Here is a 14,673-nt window from a genome sequence, read left to right on the forward strand (position 1 = left end):
ATAAATCAGCAATGTTAACCTAATGTTTTATTTTTAAGATATGCTAACAACAGTGTTAGCAAAATATAATAATCATTGAGAACATAGATGTTTAAACGATTTGAATCTTGGGTCAATGCCCTGCCCTATGAAGAACCGGTACAACCTCCGAAAGGGATATATGCATTTTGTCGGCATTACACCCGAGGATTTGAACTTCCTCTTATCCTCATGTCGATTTTAACCGCGACTTTAGCCATTTTAGAGGTATCACTATTTGGTTTCATGGGACAGTTGGTCGATATGCTCATCGCTAACGACCCTCAAACCTTATTTGAGAAAGAAGGTCAGAAGCTAATTGGAATGACTGTTTTGGTATTAGTCATCATCCCCACTCTGGTTCTTCTGCATGCCTTAATTGTATATCAAGGACTGCTTGGCAATTATCCTATGTCAATCCGCTGGTTAGCGCATAGGTATCTGCTCAAACAGAGTGTCTCTTTCTACCAGAATGATTTTGCAGGAAGAATTGCGACCAAGGTCATGCAGACATCACTGGCAGTCAGGGAAACCGTGACAAAGCTATTAGATGTACTGGTATATATTTTGGTTTATTTCACTTCGATGGTCGTCATGATTGCGAATGCGGATCTAAGACTAATGGTCCCTATGCTGATCTGGCTGGGGTTATACATAAGCCTGCAATTCATGTTTTTACCTAAGCTAAAGAAGGTCTCTACTGAGCAAGCCGACGCCCGCTCAACCATGACCGGGCGGATTGTAGACAGCTATACCAATATCACAACGGTAAAGCTGTTTTCCCACACACAAAAAGAAGCTGAATATGCTCGAGGCAGCATGAAAGTGTTTCTCAATACTGTTTATCGGCAAATGCGACTGGTTACAGGCATCAATGTCAGCGTGCAGATAATCAATTACCTTCTCGCATTTACTATAGCTGCGGTTTCTATTTGGTTATGGACGAGCAGCGCAATTACCGTAGGCGCTATCGCCATCGCAATCAGCCTGTCGCTTCGTCTAAATGGTATGTCGCAATGGATCATGTGGGAAATCAGCTCATTGTTTGAAAACATCGGCACCGTGACCGATGGTATGAACACCTTATCTAAACCCACTGAAATTGAAGATTGTATCGATGCAAAGCCAATCACGGTTACCCAAGGATGTATCGATTTTGCCGATGTAAGTTTTCATTACGGCGAAAGCAGCGGGATCATAGATAATCTCAACCTGAATATCAAAGCCGGCGAAAAAGTTGGTCTGGTCGGTCGCTCCGGAGCAGGAAAGTCGACGCTGGTGAACTTGTTAATGCGCTTCTATGATGTCGAACAAGGTTCGATTCAAATAGACAAGCAAGATATTAAAAACGTACAACAAGACTCCTTGCGCGCGCATATAGGCATGGTGACACAAGACACCTCTCTTCTTCACCGCTCCGTTCGTGAAAATATTCTTTACGGCAATCCTGATGCAAGTGAAGATGAGTTACTCAAAGCGATAAAACATGCTCAAGCCTATGAGTTTATTCAAACTCTTAGTGACCCGGAAGGTAATCGAGGTTTGGATGCACAAGTTGGAGAACGCGGCGTCAAGCTATCCGGCGGTCAACGTCAACGTATCGCCATCGCCCGTGTCTTGCTGAAAAATGCCCCTATTCTCCTGCTCGATGAGGCCACATCAGCCCTGGATTCAGAAGTTGAAGCGGCCATTCAAGAGAGTTTGTATCAACTAATGGAAGGTAAGACTGTGATTGCTATTGCCCACCGCTTATCGACAATTGCAGCAATGGACAGGCTTATTGTCATCGATGAGGGGAAAATTGTCGAACAGGGCTCTCATCATGAGTTAATTCAATCCGGTGGTATCTATGCTCAACTATGGGCGCATCAAACTGGAGGTTTTTTGGGGGTCGATTAATCAGCCATTTATCTTTAAAGCTAAAAACCACCTTTAGGGTGGTTTTTTCTCGACTATCAACTTATACCAATTGGTATTAATTAATCGGCGGGTCATTAGGCAGAAGTTAAAGCTCTATATACTGATGAACTATGCTGATACGAATACCATAAGCATAACGATATCAGCTAGAAAGTTGATGTTATCTATTACCCACACTATGCACTGTCTCATCAGACTCTTTTGAACGCTCTGTTTGGACACAAATTTCAGATACAAAAAAACCACCCTAAGGTGGTTTCATGTCTCTCGTTAATTTATACAAAACTAACAATAAGAATAATGGTGGAGCCTAGCGGGATCGAACCGCTGACCTCAACACTGCCAGTGTTGCGCTCTCCCAGCTGAGCTAAGGCCCCATTTCATGCACTGGAATATAAGCATGAAATTTTAAAAAATGGTATCCCCAAGGGGATTCGAACCCCTGTTACCGCCGTGAAAGGGCGGTGTCCTAGGCCTCTAGACGATGGGGACCCGGACTTTTATTGTTTAGACTCTATAAAAATAAAGAGCTTATAGGCTAAGACTCAAAGGCGTGAGCAGTAGCGTTACATGGCGACTCAAGCAGAGTCTTTTCACATTCAACCGACTCAACATCAGTTAAAAAAGAAATTTGGTATCCCCAAGGGGATTCGAACCCCTGTTACCGCCGTGAAAGGGCGGTGTCCTAGGCCTCTAGACGATGGGGACCCGGACTTTTATTGTTTAGACTCTATAAAAATAAAGAGCTTATAGGCTAAGACTCAAAGGCGTGAGTAGTAGCGTTACATGGCGACTCAAGCTGAGTCTTTTCACATTCAACCGACTTAACATCAGTTAAAAAAGAAATTTGGTATCCCCAAGGGGATTCGAACCCCTGTTACCGCCGTGAAAGGGCGGTGTCCTAGGCCTCTAGACGATGGGGACCCGGACTTTTATTGTTTAGACTCTATAAAAATAAAGAGCTTATAGGCTAAGACTCAAAGGCGTGAGTAGTAGCGTTACATGGCGACTCAAGCTGAGTCTTTTCACATTCAACCGACTTAACATCAGTTAAAAAAGAAATTTGGTATCCCCAAGGGGATTCGAACCCCTGTTACCGCCGTGAAAGGGCGGTGTCCTAGGCCTCTAGACGATGGGGACCCGGACTTTTATTGTTTAGACTCTATAAAAATAAAGAGCTTATAGGCTAAGACTCAAAGGCGTGAGCAGAAGCGTTACATGGCGACTCAAGCAGAGTCTTTTCACATTCAACCGACTTAACATCAGTTAAAAAAGAAATTTGGTATCCCCAAGGGGATTCGAACCCCTGTTACCGCCGTGAAAGGGCGGTGTCCTAGGCCTCTAGACGATGGGGACCCGGACTGCATTAGACTCTGCAAAGAGTGAATACTCATTAAACCCTGTAGGCTAAGGTTTAACGCTTAAATAACCAGACCGAAATCTAATTATTTGAAATAGTGGTATCCCCAAGGGGATTCGAACCCCTGTTACCGCCGTGAAAGGGCGGTGTCCTAGGCCTCTAGACGATGGGGACCCGGACTGCATTAGACTCTGCAAAGAGTGAATACTCATTAAACCCTGTAGGCTAAGGCTTAACGCTTAAATAACCAGAGCGAAATCTAATTATTTGAAATAGTGGTATCCCCAAGGGGATTCGAACCCCTGTTACCGCCGTGAAAGGGCGGTGTCCTAGGCCTCTAGACGATGGGGACCCGGACTGCATTAGACTCTGCAAAGAGTGAATACTCATCAAACCCTGTAGGCTAAGGTTTAACGCTTAAATAACCAGACCGAAATCTAATTATTTGAAATAGTGGTATCCCCAAGGGGATTCGAACCCCTGTTACCGCCGTGAAAGGGCGGTGTCCTAGGCCTCTAGACGATGGGGACCCGGACTGCATTAGACTCTGCAAAGAGTGAATACTCATTAAACCCTGTAGGCTAAGGTTTAACGCTTAAATAACCAGACCGAAATCTAATCATTTGAAATAGTGGTATCCCCAAGGGGATTCGAACCCCTGTTACCGCCGTGAAAGGGCGGTGTCCTAGGCCTCTAGACGATGGGGACCCGGACTGCATTAGACTCTGCAAAGAGTGAATACTCATTAAACCCTGTAGGCTAAGGTTTAACGCTTAAATAACCAGACCGAAATCTAATTATTTGAAATAGTGGTATCCCCAAGGGGATTCGAACCCCTGTTACCGCCGTGAAAGGGCGGTGTCCTAGGCCTCTAGACGATGGGGACCCGGACATTCATTCTTTAAACTCTACAAATAAAGAGTTGTCTATAATTCTAAATCCAAAGGCTAAGGATTCGAACTTACCTACTATTCCCACTAGACTCTAGGGTAGGTTCTTATTGTTTAAACTCTACTAAGAAGAGTCGTTAGATGGTGGAGCCTAGCGGGATCGAACCGCTGACCTCAACACTGCCAGTGTTGCGCTCTCCCAGCTGAGCTAAGGCCCCTCACTAACAAAACACTTTTGAGTACGCTACTAAGCTTTTGCTTCGTTGTGTCTCAAGTGCGTGGCGCATTCTATGCAGCACACCCAAAAGTGTCAACTCGTTTTTTAGGAATTTATTCTATTTGCTACAAATTCAATCGCTTTGGAGATTCTTTGCTCACAACGGGCCTTTCCAACCAAGAATAAGGTTAAATCTACAGCAGGAGACATACCGGCACCGGTAACAGCTACGCGTAAAGGCATACCTACTTTGCCCATACCAACCTCTAACTCGGTCGCGGTATCTTCAATAGCTTGATGAATTCCTTCTAAAGTCCACTCACTAAGTTCAGCTAATTTCTTCTGAACTAGCTCAAGAGGCTCCATAGCAACACCACGAAGATGCTTTTTGGCTGCTGTAGCGTCGAACTCTGCAAAGTCTTCATAGAAATAACGACTGGAAGCCGCCAACTCTTTTAACGTCTTAGCTCGCTCAGATAAAGCTGTGACAACTGCAGATAAAGCAGGACCATTACTCGTATCAATTTTTTGATCTGCCATGTGCCATTCTAAATGCTTAGCAACATACTCAGGATCCAGTTCCTTTATATAGTGTTGGTTCAACCAGTTCAGTTTTTCGGTATTGAATGCTGAAGCCGCTTTATTGATATCATCAAGTTTAAATAGCTGCTTCATCTCATCTATAGAGAACACTTCTTGATCACCATGAGACCAGCCAAGACGAACGAGATAGTTAAGTAGGGCTTCTGGCAGGTATCCATCATCACGATACTGCATCACACCGACTGCACCATGACGCTTAGAAAGCTTTGCCCCATCATCACCTAAGATCATAGCAACGTGTGCATATTCAGGTATTGGTGCACCCAAGGCTTTCAGTATGTTGATCTGGCGGGGCGTATTATTGATATGGTCTTCACCTCGTACGACACAAGTGATCCCCATATCCCAATCATCAACAACGACACAGAAGTTATAAGTCGGCGTACCTTCAGTACGTGCAATGATCAAATCATCCAGAAGGTCATTAGAAATTTCGATACGACCACGAACGTGATCATCAAATACTACACTACCCTCTGTAGGGTTTTTGAAACGAATAACAAAAGGTTCATCTGTATCACGCGGCGCTTTATCTCGACAACAACCATCATACTTCTGCTGTTCACCTTTAGCAGCCTGCTCATCACGCATAGTTTCTATGCGCTCACGTGAGCAATAACACTTATATGCAGTGCCCTGCTCTAACATCTGAGCAATAATTTCATTGTAGCGATCAAAACGCTTGGTTTGGTAATAAGGCCCTTCATCCCAATTCAGACCTAACCACTGCATTCCTTCTAGAATGGCTTCGCATGCTTCAGGAGTCGAACGCTCAATATCGGTATCTTCTACTCGTAAAACGAATTCACCTTGATTTGCACGAGCATATAACCATGAATAAAGCGCTGTACGAGCGCCACCGACATGCAAAAAACCAGTAGGACTTGGAGCAAAACGCGTCTTAGTTGTCATAATGGGACACTAACCTATATAGAAAGTCTAAATAATAGACTGTACCAATGAATGTGGCGCATATTCTAACAGCCAAATAGGATTAGGGAAATTGTCATGTAGTATTAGTAGGTGATAAATGTATTGATAAGCGGATTGCACATTGTAATTGTTCAATTCTCACTCTGCGCGTCCTTGTTGCCGGACAAAAATACACCAAACCAACAAGGCGTTGAGTGACAATGCATCAATCCGTGTAAAATTACGCCGTACTCTTGTTTTAATCCAAAAAAGCGTTGACAGTAAATCGTTCCTCCCTATAATACGGCCCCACACAGCGAGGTCGATTAGCTCAGCTGGGAGAGCACCTCCCTTACAAGGAGGGGGTCACTGGTTCGAGCCCAGTATCGACCACCATATTCTTATTTTATAAGTTTATTAGCTAGTTGTGTATAGAAGTCCCAGGTCGATTAGCTCAGCTGGGAGAGCACCTCCCTTACAAGGAGGGGGTCACTGGTTCGAGCCCAGTATCGACCACCATTCTTTTCATAAAGAATTAAAACATTATGAAATCCCAGGTCGATTAGCTCAGCTGGGAGAGCACCTCCCTTACAAGGAGGGGGTCACTGGTTCGAGCCCAGTATCGACCACCATTCTTTTCATAAAGAATTAAAACATTGTGAAATCCCAGGTCGATTAGCTCAGCTGGGAGAGCACCTCCCTTACAAGGAGGGGGTCACTGGTTCGAGCCCAGTATCGACCACCATTCTTTTCATAAAGAATTAAAACATTGTGAAATCCCAGGTCGATTAGCTCAGCTGGGAGAGCACCTCCCTTACAAGGAGGGGGTCACTGGTTCGAGCCCAGTATCGACCACCATTCTTTTCATAAAGAATTAAAACATTGTGAAATCCCAGGTCGATTAGCTCAGCTGGGAGAGCACCTCCCTTACAAGGAGGGGGTCACTGGTTCGAGCCCAGTATCGACCACCATTCTTTTCATAAAGAATTAAAACATTGTGAAATCCCAGGTCGATTAGCTCAGCTGGGAGAGCACCTCCCTTACAAGGAGGGGGTCACTGGTTCGAGCCCAGTATCGACCACCATTCTTTTCATAAAGAATTAAAACATTATGAAATCCCAGGTCGATTAGCTCAGCTGGGAGAGCACCTCCCTTACAAGGAGGGGGTCACTGGTTCGAGCCCAGTATCGACCACCATTCTTTTCAGAAAGAATTAAAACATTATGAAACCCCAGGTCGATTAGCTCAGCTGGGAGAGCACCTCCCTTACAAGGAGGGGGTCACTGGTTCGAGCCCAGTATCGACCACCATTTCTCTTATCCCTTCATATTTTTCATCTTAAACAATTTTACACTTACTCATTAAATACCTATCTACTTTAAACAACACATATAGCAATCTCGTACAAACAGATTCCTGCTTCAAATATATTATCCGTTACAACCTTATCGCCACCTATCCTTACTAGATCGGTAATCTTACTTAATCGAATAACATCCCTACTCTCTATAACATTTCTCAATATTGCCCTGTCGACTCCACTAATACGGCTAATTTCAACTATTCTTCAATAATAATGCATATCGGAATCATATTATGGCAGATGTCAGTCAGTCCGCCTCTTTGAGCAGCATAGCGGCTTATTTGAAGCTAACTCACAACTGTGATGAACAGGCGGCGTTGAAAGAAGCAAAAGAAGTCATGCATAACCTTGTGACTATGAGGCAGAAAGGGTTTATTACGGGATGGTATTTCGACGAACATGGTCACTTAGAGTTATTACCCAGTGATTCGTTAATCAAACATATTACGCCAGAGAAGTAGGCATACTGGATTTCACCGACGTTGAAAGGTCAGTTTTGCAATGAAATGGTATCAACTCCTACGACACAGACCATTTCAGAGTTAACTATAATTAAATGGGTGGGTTTCCACCCATCGACCTCTCCCCCCTTGGCCACTTCCCACTCATCCGTGAAGACCACATTGCACGCAACATTTCCGCAACACCATGACAACACTTGATTTCCCCCTGAATTTATAAAGTTGGCTTACTCTTTGCTGATGTCCTTATGAAGTGATTTAGATAGTGAAGCATAAAATCACGTTAAATAAGCTAAGGGAAGCCAGGTCGTATCCCAATGATAATAAACCCAACTCCAGGTAAATTTTACTGATTTACTCAGGTGATAATAAAATGAAATTAAAGGGAAAAAAGATGACTACTAAACTTATACCTACAAGTACTTCTGAACTTACACGCCCACTGAAAAAGCTTTTAAAAGCGACGGTACTCGCAGGCTTGCTAACCAGCAGCATTCAAGCTTACGCTGAGCCAATACAGATTAAATTTTCTCACGTCGTAGCAGAAAACACTCCCAAAGGGCAGATGGCGCTAAAATTCAAAGAGCTTGTCGAACAACGTTTACCGGGTGAATACCAAGTGAATGTGTTCCCTAACTCTCAGTTATTTGGTGACAATAATGAAGTCGCGGCACTTCTGCTTAACGATGTACAGTTTGTCGCTCCCTCACTTTCTAAGTTTGAACGCTATACCAAAAAACTGCAGATCTTCGACCTGCCGTTTCTATTTGAAAATATGGAGTCTGTAGACAGGTTTCAACAGAGTGACTCAGGGCAAAAACTGTTAAATTCGATGAAACGTAAGGGAATTGTAGGACTCGGATACCTGCACAATGGAATGAAACAACTCTCAGCCAGTAGCCCTTTGATTCTACCTTCAGATGCTAACGGGAAGAAATTTAGAATTATGGCATCGGATGTTTTAGCCGCACAGTTTCAAGCTGTCGATGCTATCCCGGTCAAAAAGCCATTTTCTGAAGTATTTACCTTGCTGCAAACCCGCGCTATCGATGGCCAAGAGAACACTTGGTCAAATATTTATTCAAAGAAATTCTTCGAAGTTCAAAGTCATATAACAGAGAGTAATCATGGCGTACTCGATTATATGGTCGTGACATCCTCAACATTCTGGAAAAGCCTGCCAGCAGACAAGCGTGTCGTGATCAAATCATCTCTGGACGAAGCTTTAGCCCACGGTAACCAAATCGCTGCCGCTAAGGTCAATAAAGACAAGGCAACAATTGAAGCCTCAAAACGCTCAGACATAATCCAGTTAACTGCAGCTCAACGTCTGGAGTGGGTCTCTTCGATGAAACCTGTTTGGCGCCAATTTGAAGCAAAGATAGGGAAAGACCTTATCGACGCAGCCGTCGCTTCAAATAAGCTTTAAAAAAGACAATAACAATAATAAATAGGGCTGAGGTAAATCACTCAGCCCTCACTATATATTCAGATGGAGAGCGCTGGTGATAAAACGAATATTTTCTCATCTAGAGGAGGGGATTCTCAATCTGTTGATCACCTCCATGACTTTTTTGGTCTTTATCGAAGTGATCGCACGATTTTTCTTTAATACCGGTTTTCTATGGATACAGGAGCTAACTCTGACCTTATGTGCCTGGTTTGTGCTTTTCGGCATGTCCTACGGAGTCAAAGTCGGCGCCCATATTGGTGTGGATGCTTTCGTCGTTAAACTGCCAAAGCAAGCCAGAAAAATAGTAGCTCTGCTGGCCGTAACCATATGCATCGCTTATTGCGTGATGTTCTTGAAAGGGAGTTGGGATTATCTGAACAAGATGTATGAGATCGGGATCCCTATGGAAGACATAGACTTCCCTCACCAGCTGTTCAGTAATATGGACCCGGATCTTGTATGGGAGACCCTTCGTATCGATGTAGAGGAACCGGCTGTCCCCCTTTGGATATCACAAAGTATATTGATAATTGGGTTTGGACTACTTAGTTTCCGCTTTATTGAACTTTTGGTTGCCATTTTAAGGAACCAAAAACTCGGATTTACATTAGCCGATGAAGCCGAAGAGAGCCTGCACTTAGCCGATGCCGTTAAAGAGGCAATACAGCAAGAGACATCTGTAACACCAACATCCCATGACACAAACAAAAAAATGGATGTTTCATCTAAAAGCCAAAATGAAAAGGATGACAAATAATGACGATAGCCACCCTATTCATCACCCTACTCGTTTGTATGATCTTGGGCATGCCAATCGCCATCGCGCTTGGATTTTCAAGCATGCTGACCATACTGTTATTTTCAGACGATTCGCTAGCGTCCGTAGCCCTTAAGCTCTACGAATCGACATCAGAACATTACACCTTGCTCGCCATCCCTTTCTTCATTCTTTCTTCAGCCTTTTTATCTACCGGTGGTGTAGCCAGAAGAATAATCGATTTTGCCATGGACACTGTTGGACACATTCGGGGTGGACTTGCCATGGCCTCCGTTATGGCCTGTATGTTATTCGCGGCCGTATCCGGATCATCCCCCGCTACCGTCGCCGCCATTGGCTCTATCGTTATTGTCGGTATGGTTCGCGCAGGTTACCCTGAAAAATTTGCAGCAGGGGTCATTACCACATCAGGTACCTTAGGGATATTAATTCCGCCATCGATTGTAATGCTTGTTTACGCTGCGGCGACCGAGGTGTCGGCGGCTAGAATGTTTATGGCGGGCCTTGTTCCCGGGTTGATGATGGGCTTTTTGCTTATGCTAGCCATATACATAGTTGCCAGAGTAAAGAACTTACCCTCCAGACCTTTTCCTGGAGTCAAAGTGCTGGCAATATCCAGCTCAAAGGCGATGGGCGGTTTAGCGCTCATCCTTATCGTTCTCGGTTCTATCTATGGTGGTGTGGCTAGTCCGACAGAAGCTGCAGCGGTGGCTTGTGTATACGCTTATTTTATCGCTGTGTTTGGATATCGGGACATCGGCCCCCTAAGAGATGTAGCCTGGAAGAATAAACAAGAATCTTTGGTTGGTGCGGCAATCCGAAACATTGGATATATGTTACTCGCGGTAGTTAAAACCCCTATCGACAAAGAGATACGCCACGTAGTCCGGGATGGGGCAAAAGTCAGTATCATGCTGCTTTTCATTATTGCCAACGCCATGCTATTTGCCCATGTTCTTACGACTGAACGTATACCTCATATCATCGCAGAAGCCATCGTCGGCATGGGTCTGCCAGCATGGGGATTTCTGGTTATCGTTAACCTGTTACTCCTGGCTGCCGGCAACTTCATGGAACCATCTGCCATTTTACTTATCATGGCCCCCATCCTGTTTCCCATTGCAACCCAACTGGGTATAGACCCGATCCATCTGGGAATTATCATGGTTGTCAATATGGAGATAGGTATGCTGACGCCACCAGTAGGACTCAATCTGTTTGTCACCGCGGGGATCACAGGAAAAAGTATGGGTTGGGTGATACAGTCATGTGTTCCCTGGCTATTACTCCTGCTCTTCTTCCTGATCCTTATCACTTATGTTCCGCAAATATCACTATTTTTGCCCGAGTACATAGATAAATTGAATGGATATTAAATACTCGTTAACCCATTAAGCGAGCAATAATAAAGAGTTTCAAGCGTGCCTAAGCAGTAGTATAGTTATTGAACTGTTAGGCGCGCTATGTTTTCACCGGGATGTGTATAGCTTTATGGCATTTACAATAAAAACAAAAAAATATCTTCTCATCTCTATCATTTTACTCACTGGTCTTGCCGTTATATTGAAGGCGACTCATTGGTTATATCTTAATAAGGGATACGCTCAAACGGCGCAAAAATCTAAGCAGCAGATGACTGAGCTCGTCAACTTTCTCGACGGTTCTCTGTCTCGATATGAGAGCATTCCACATGTATTATCCACCAATCCATTATTAAAAAATGCACTTTTAGATCAAGAAAATCCAGGTAGCATTCAAACGCTTAACCTCTATTTAGAAGAGATCCAACATATCACCGAATCTCTGGACATCTATCTAATTGATGCTTCTGGCGTTGCGATATCGGCCAGTAACTGGCAGAAAAGTTACTCTTTTATTGGCAAAGACTTCTCCTTTCGTCCTTATTATCAAGAAGCTATTTCAGGGAGGCTCGGTCGTTACTATGCAGTGGGTACCTCATCTAATAAGCGTGGCTTTTACTTTTCATACCCTATCTATAATCAATCGATTATTGTAGGCGCAATCGTTGTCAAAGTGGATATAACTGAAATTGAACAGCAGAGCACAGGCATTGCCAGAGCCGGTGGTTATGAGTTTGCCATTACTGACCCCGATAACATTATTTTTCTCTCAAGCATCAATAGCTGGCGGTTAAATTCATTATCGCCCATAGGGAAAGAGCGGCAATATGCGATAAATGAATCAAAACGATACGCTAACAGAGTCATTAATGAATTAGCGATTAAGCCCTCTTACGATGAAAACGCCTCGGCAGCGCAAAGGATATACGCCATAAACTCCAACAAAGGGGTATTTGACTATATGGAGATCCATCAGTCGATGGTAAAGGCCGGATGGAATATCCATATTATGGCGCCGCTCTCCCCCACTTATAGCGCCTTACCTGCTTTTATGATGCTATATGCCACTGTGTATCTATTATTGGCATTAGGGGCTTTATTCGCCTTCGAGAAGCGTAAGAGTTCATTACGAATACAGCAGGCCAATGACCAGCTCGAACAACGTGTACAGGCCAGAACACAAGCCCTACAAGCCAGTAATCAAAAGCTAAACGAGACACAAGACGAGTTAATACAGGCGGCTAAGCTCACCGTCATAGGCAGTTTGTCTGCGAGCATAAACCACGAGATAAATCAGCCTCTGGCCGCAATAAGAAGCTATGCACAAAATACTCAGACATTGGTAAGCAGAAACCAACTAGAGCAGGTTTCCGACAATATAAATACCATTATTTCACTGACAGACAGGCTCGCCGCCATCGTCGGCCAATTTAAAAGTTTCACCCGCAAAAGTCAGGGAGAGGACAGCGCAACTAACATCAATCAATGTATTCAAGATTCGCTCACCATTATTCAACCAGAGATTGATAAGCAAGGCATTGAACTTATTCTCTCATCGAATGAAATCAAATGTGAGGTCTGGGGAGACAATATCAGGCTACAACAAGTACTCGTTAACCTAATGAGCAATGCCATCGTCGCAATGAAGCATTGCATTCATAAAAAACTAATCGTGACTGCAGAGCAAGGCACAATGCTGCGTATTCGCATTCAAGACAGCGGCCCGGGCGTACGAGAGAGTCAGATGGAAAAGATATTCGAACCTTACTATACCACCAGCGAACGCCAAGGTTTAGGTCTGGGTCTATCCATTTCAAGGCGCATTGTCGAATCGATGCAAGGCAATATCACGGTTTCCAATGCTCACCTTAGTGGTGCCATATTTGAAATCACCTTACCCATTTATCTTCATGGGACATCACACAAATCAGCTAACGCTCAGCAGGGAGAGTTTTCCGATGAACCTCAATAATTTGGATAACATCAAAGTGCTCATCGTCGATGATGAGCCTTTAATCGGTTCAGCTCTAATGCAGCTATTTGAATTAGAAGGCATTCCAGCATTTGCCACTTCTACGCCCAAGAGCTTACCGGAACAGATCCACCTGAATTGGCCCGGTGTCGTCATTACTGACGTCAATATGCCTCAGCTTGATGGCATCTCCCTGATGCGTAACCTACAAACAAAAGATAAAGATCTGCCCATTATACTACTCACAGGCTTCGGCGATATAGCCATGGCAGTGCAAGCACTTAAACAAGGTGCCTACGATTTTCTGGAAAAACCATTCAACAATGAACATATTCTGGATGTGGTGAAACGGGCCTTAGAAAAAAGAGAGTTAACCCTAGAAAACCGAAAGCTGAAGAGAGAACTGGAATCACAGAGTCTGCCGGGTCCAAGAATATTGGGCCACAGCCCCGGCATTGAACAGATGAAGCACATCATACATCAGGTTATCGATATGCCAGCCGATGTGCTCATTGAGGGGGAAACCGGAACGGGGAAAGAGTTAGTCGCACGCTACCTGCACGATCACAGCGTCCGTCATCAGGCTAACTTTGTGGCCATAAACTGCGGGGCGATACCGGAAACTATCATAGAAAGTGAGTTATTCGGGGCTGAATCAGGGGCATTTACCGGTGCCGATAAAACCCGTATCGGTAAATTCGAATATGCCAATGGTGGAACCATCTTTCTCGATGAGATTGAAAGCACGCCGCTCTCATTGCAGATAAAACTGCTAAGAGTCCTGGAAGATAGAAAAGTCGAACGACTCGGTTCAAACAGGAGTATTGAACTCGATATTCGGGTCATTGCCGCCACTAAGGTCGACTTGGCGCAATTGTGTAAAACCGGTGAGTTCAGGCAGGACCTGCTTTACCGATTAAACTTAGTCACGGTGCCTATTCCTGCTCTGCGAGAGAGGCGCGAAGATATCGGTCTGCTGTTTTTACATTTCGCTCGCGTTGCCTCATCCCGTTACCATAAGGCTCTGATCGCACTCAACGCGCAGCAGATGACTCAACTGGCCTCACATGATTGGCCCGGAAATGTAAGAGAGCTCAGAAATTTGGCCGAACGCTATGTGCTCCTCGGAGGAGAAGCCGCTTTTGCCACATCAATAAACAGCTCTGTAAATCTCAACTGTGGTATGTCGCTGCAACAAAGGGTGGAGTTTTTTGAACGACTCCTGATTGAAGAGGCGCTGAGTCACAACAAGGGCAGCATCAAGCTCACCATGGAACAACTGGAAGTGCCTCGTAAGACACTCTATGACAAGATGCAAAAATATGAACTAGACCGTAAGCGCTTCATTCAATAACCGCTGATGAG

Annotated in this window: 8 protein-coding genes and 21 tRNA genes; 16 read left to right on the forward strand and 13 right to left on the reverse strand. The window is 44.3% G+C overall.

Going from position 1 to position 14,673, the window contains the following annotated elements; genetic code table 11:
• The first annotated feature begins 87 nt into the window (after positions 1-87).
• Positions 88-1,917 (forward strand): ABC transporter ATP-binding protein, encoded by a 1,830-nt coding sequence (locus tag SSED_RS15160; protein ID WP_012143242.1) that lies wholly within the window; start codon positions 88-90, stop codon positions 1,915-1,917.
• A 322-nt stretch (positions 1,918-2,239) separates the two neighbouring features.
• On the opposite strand, the gene SSED_RS15165 is transcribed toward SSED_RS15160, so the two are convergent.
• From SSED_RS15165 to gltX, 13 genes are all read right to left on the reverse strand, one after another.
• Positions 2,240-2,315: transfer RNA gene (locus SSED_RS15165), tRNA-Ala, on the reverse strand.
• Positions 2,316-2,354: 39 nt separating this feature from the next.
• Positions 2,355-2,430: transfer RNA gene (locus tag SSED_RS15170), tRNA-Glu, on the reverse strand.
• Between the two features lie 140 nt (positions 2,431-2,570).
• Positions 2,571-2,646: transfer RNA gene (locus tag SSED_RS15175), tRNA-Glu, on the reverse strand.
• Between the two features lie 140 nt (positions 2,647-2,786).
• A tRNA-Glu gene (locus SSED_RS15180) sits at positions 2,787-2,862 on the reverse strand.
• A 140-nt stretch (positions 2,863-3,002) separates the two neighbouring features.
• Positions 3,003-3,078, reverse strand: a tRNA-Glu gene (locus tag SSED_RS15185).
• Positions 3,079-3,218: 140 nt separating this feature from the next.
• A tRNA-Glu gene (locus SSED_RS15190) sits at positions 3,219-3,294 on the reverse strand.
• Positions 3,295-3,396: 102 nt separating this feature from the next.
• Positions 3,397-3,472, reverse strand: a tRNA-Glu gene (locus SSED_RS15195).
• Positions 3,473-3,574: 102 nt separating this feature from the next.
• Positions 3,575-3,650: transfer RNA gene (locus SSED_RS15200), tRNA-Glu, on the reverse strand.
• 102 nt (positions 3,651-3,752) lie between these two features.
• Positions 3,753-3,828 (reverse strand) — tRNA-Glu (locus SSED_RS15205).
• A 102-nt stretch (positions 3,829-3,930) separates the two neighbouring features.
• Positions 3,931-4,006, reverse strand: a tRNA-Glu gene (locus tag SSED_RS15210).
• 102 nt (positions 4,007-4,108) lie between these two features.
• Positions 4,109-4,184, reverse strand: a tRNA-Glu gene (locus SSED_RS15215).
• A gap of 146 nt (positions 4,185-4,330) precedes the next feature.
• Positions 4,331-4,406 (reverse strand) — tRNA-Ala (locus tag SSED_RS15220).
• 104 nt (positions 4,407-4,510) lie between these two features.
• Positions 4,511-5,920 (reverse strand): glutamate--tRNA ligase, encoded by a 1,410-nt coding sequence (gene gltX, locus SSED_RS15225; RefSeq protein WP_012143243.1) that lies wholly within the window; start codon positions 5,918-5,920, stop codon positions 4,511-4,513.
• A 320-nt stretch (positions 5,921-6,240) separates the two neighbouring features.
• Here gltX and SSED_RS15230 point away from each other — a divergent pair.
• The 15 genes from SSED_RS15230 (at position 6,241) to SSED_RS15300 (ending at position 14,662) form a co-directional block, all read left to right on the forward strand.
• A tRNA-Val gene (locus tag SSED_RS15230) sits at positions 6,241-6,316 on the forward strand.
• 47 nt (positions 6,317-6,363) lie between these two features.
• Positions 6,364-6,439, forward strand: a tRNA-Val gene (locus SSED_RS15235).
• Positions 6,440-6,476: 37 nt separating this feature from the next.
• Positions 6,477-6,552, forward strand: a tRNA-Val gene (locus SSED_RS15240).
• 37 nt (positions 6,553-6,589) lie between these two features.
• Positions 6,590-6,665 (forward strand) — tRNA-Val (locus SSED_RS15245).
• A 37-nt stretch (positions 6,666-6,702) separates the two neighbouring features.
• A tRNA-Val gene (locus SSED_RS15250) sits at positions 6,703-6,778 on the forward strand.
• Positions 6,779-6,815: 37 nt separating this feature from the next.
• Positions 6,816-6,891: transfer RNA gene (locus SSED_RS15255), tRNA-Val, on the forward strand.
• 37 nt (positions 6,892-6,928) lie between these two features.
• Positions 6,929-7,004: transfer RNA gene (locus SSED_RS15260), tRNA-Val, on the forward strand.
• Between the two features lie 37 nt (positions 7,005-7,041).
• Positions 7,042-7,117, forward strand: a tRNA-Val gene (locus SSED_RS15265).
• Between the two features lie 37 nt (positions 7,118-7,154).
• Positions 7,155-7,230: transfer RNA gene (locus tag SSED_RS15270), tRNA-Val, on the forward strand.
• A gap of 286 nt (positions 7,231-7,516) precedes the next feature.
• Complete coding sequence (locus tag SSED_RS15275; RefSeq protein WP_012143244.1) at positions 7,517-7,744, forward strand: hypothetical protein; 228 nt, start codon at positions 7,517-7,519, stop codon at positions 7,742-7,744.
• 394 nt (positions 7,745-8,138) lie between these two features.
• On the forward strand, positions 8,139-9,173 hold the full coding sequence (locus tag SSED_RS15280; RefSeq protein ID WP_012143245.1) for a TRAP transporter substrate-binding protein: 1,035 nt from the start codon (positions 8,139-8,141) through the stop codon (positions 9,171-9,173).
• A gap of 76 nt (positions 9,174-9,249) precedes the next feature.
• Positions 9,250-9,954, forward strand: a complete 705-nt coding sequence (locus SSED_RS15285) for a TRAP transporter small permease (protein WP_012143246.1) — start codon at positions 9,250-9,252, stop codon at positions 9,952-9,954.
• Complete coding sequence (locus tag SSED_RS15290; RefSeq protein ID WP_012143247.1) at positions 9,954-11,351, forward strand: TRAP transporter large permease; 1,398 nt, start codon at positions 9,954-9,956, stop codon at positions 11,349-11,351. Before SSED_RS15285 ends, SSED_RS15290 begins: the two co-directional genes overlap by 1 nt.
• Before the next feature lie 115 nt (positions 11,352-11,466).
• A complete protein-coding gene (locus tag SSED_RS15295) occupies positions 11,467-13,308 on the forward strand; it encodes a sensor histidine kinase (RefSeq protein WP_012143248.1) in 1,842 nt (613 codons plus the stop codon).
• Complete coding sequence (locus tag SSED_RS15300; RefSeq protein ID WP_012143249.1) at positions 13,295-14,662, forward strand: sigma-54-dependent transcriptional regulator; 1,368 nt, start codon at positions 13,295-13,297, stop codon at positions 14,660-14,662. Before SSED_RS15295 ends, SSED_RS15300 begins: the two co-directional genes overlap by 14 nt.
• Positions 14,663-14,673: the final 11 nt, after the last annotated feature.

The sequence above is a fragment of the Shewanella sediminis HAW-EB3 genome, assembly GCF_000018025.1.
In the GTDB taxonomy this organism is placed as follows: Bacteria; Pseudomonadota; Gammaproteobacteria; order Enterobacterales; family Shewanellaceae; genus Shewanella; species Shewanella sediminis.

Excerpts from the sequence above, each read along its gene's own strand:
- SSED_RS15290 (WP_012143247.1), top strand. The coding sequence starts at position 9,954 with ATGACGATAGCCACCCTATTCATCACCCTACTCGTTTGTATGATCTTG.
- SSED_RS15280 (WP_012143245.1), top strand. The coding sequence starts at position 8,139 with ATGACTACTAAACTTATACCTACAAGTACTTCTGAACTTACACGCCCA.
- SSED_RS15275 (WP_012143244.1), top strand. The coding sequence starts at position 7,517 with ATGGCAGATGTCAGTCAGTCCGCCTCTTTGAGCAGCATAGCGGCTTAT.
- SSED_RS15295 (WP_012143248.1), top strand. The coding sequence starts at position 11,467 with ATGGCATTTACAATAAAAACAAAAAAATATCTTCTCATCTCTATCATT.
- gltX (WP_012143243.1), bottom strand. The coding sequence starts at position 5,920 with ATGACAACTAAGACGCGTTTTGCTCCAAGTCCTACTGGTTTTTTGCAT.
- SSED_RS15300 (WP_012143249.1), top strand. The coding sequence starts at position 13,295 with ATGAACCTCAATAATTTGGATAACATCAAAGTGCTCATCGTCGATGAT.
- SSED_RS15160 (WP_012143242.1), top strand. The coding sequence starts at position 88 with ATGTTTAAACGATTTGAATCTTGGGTCAATGCCCTGCCCTATGAAGAA.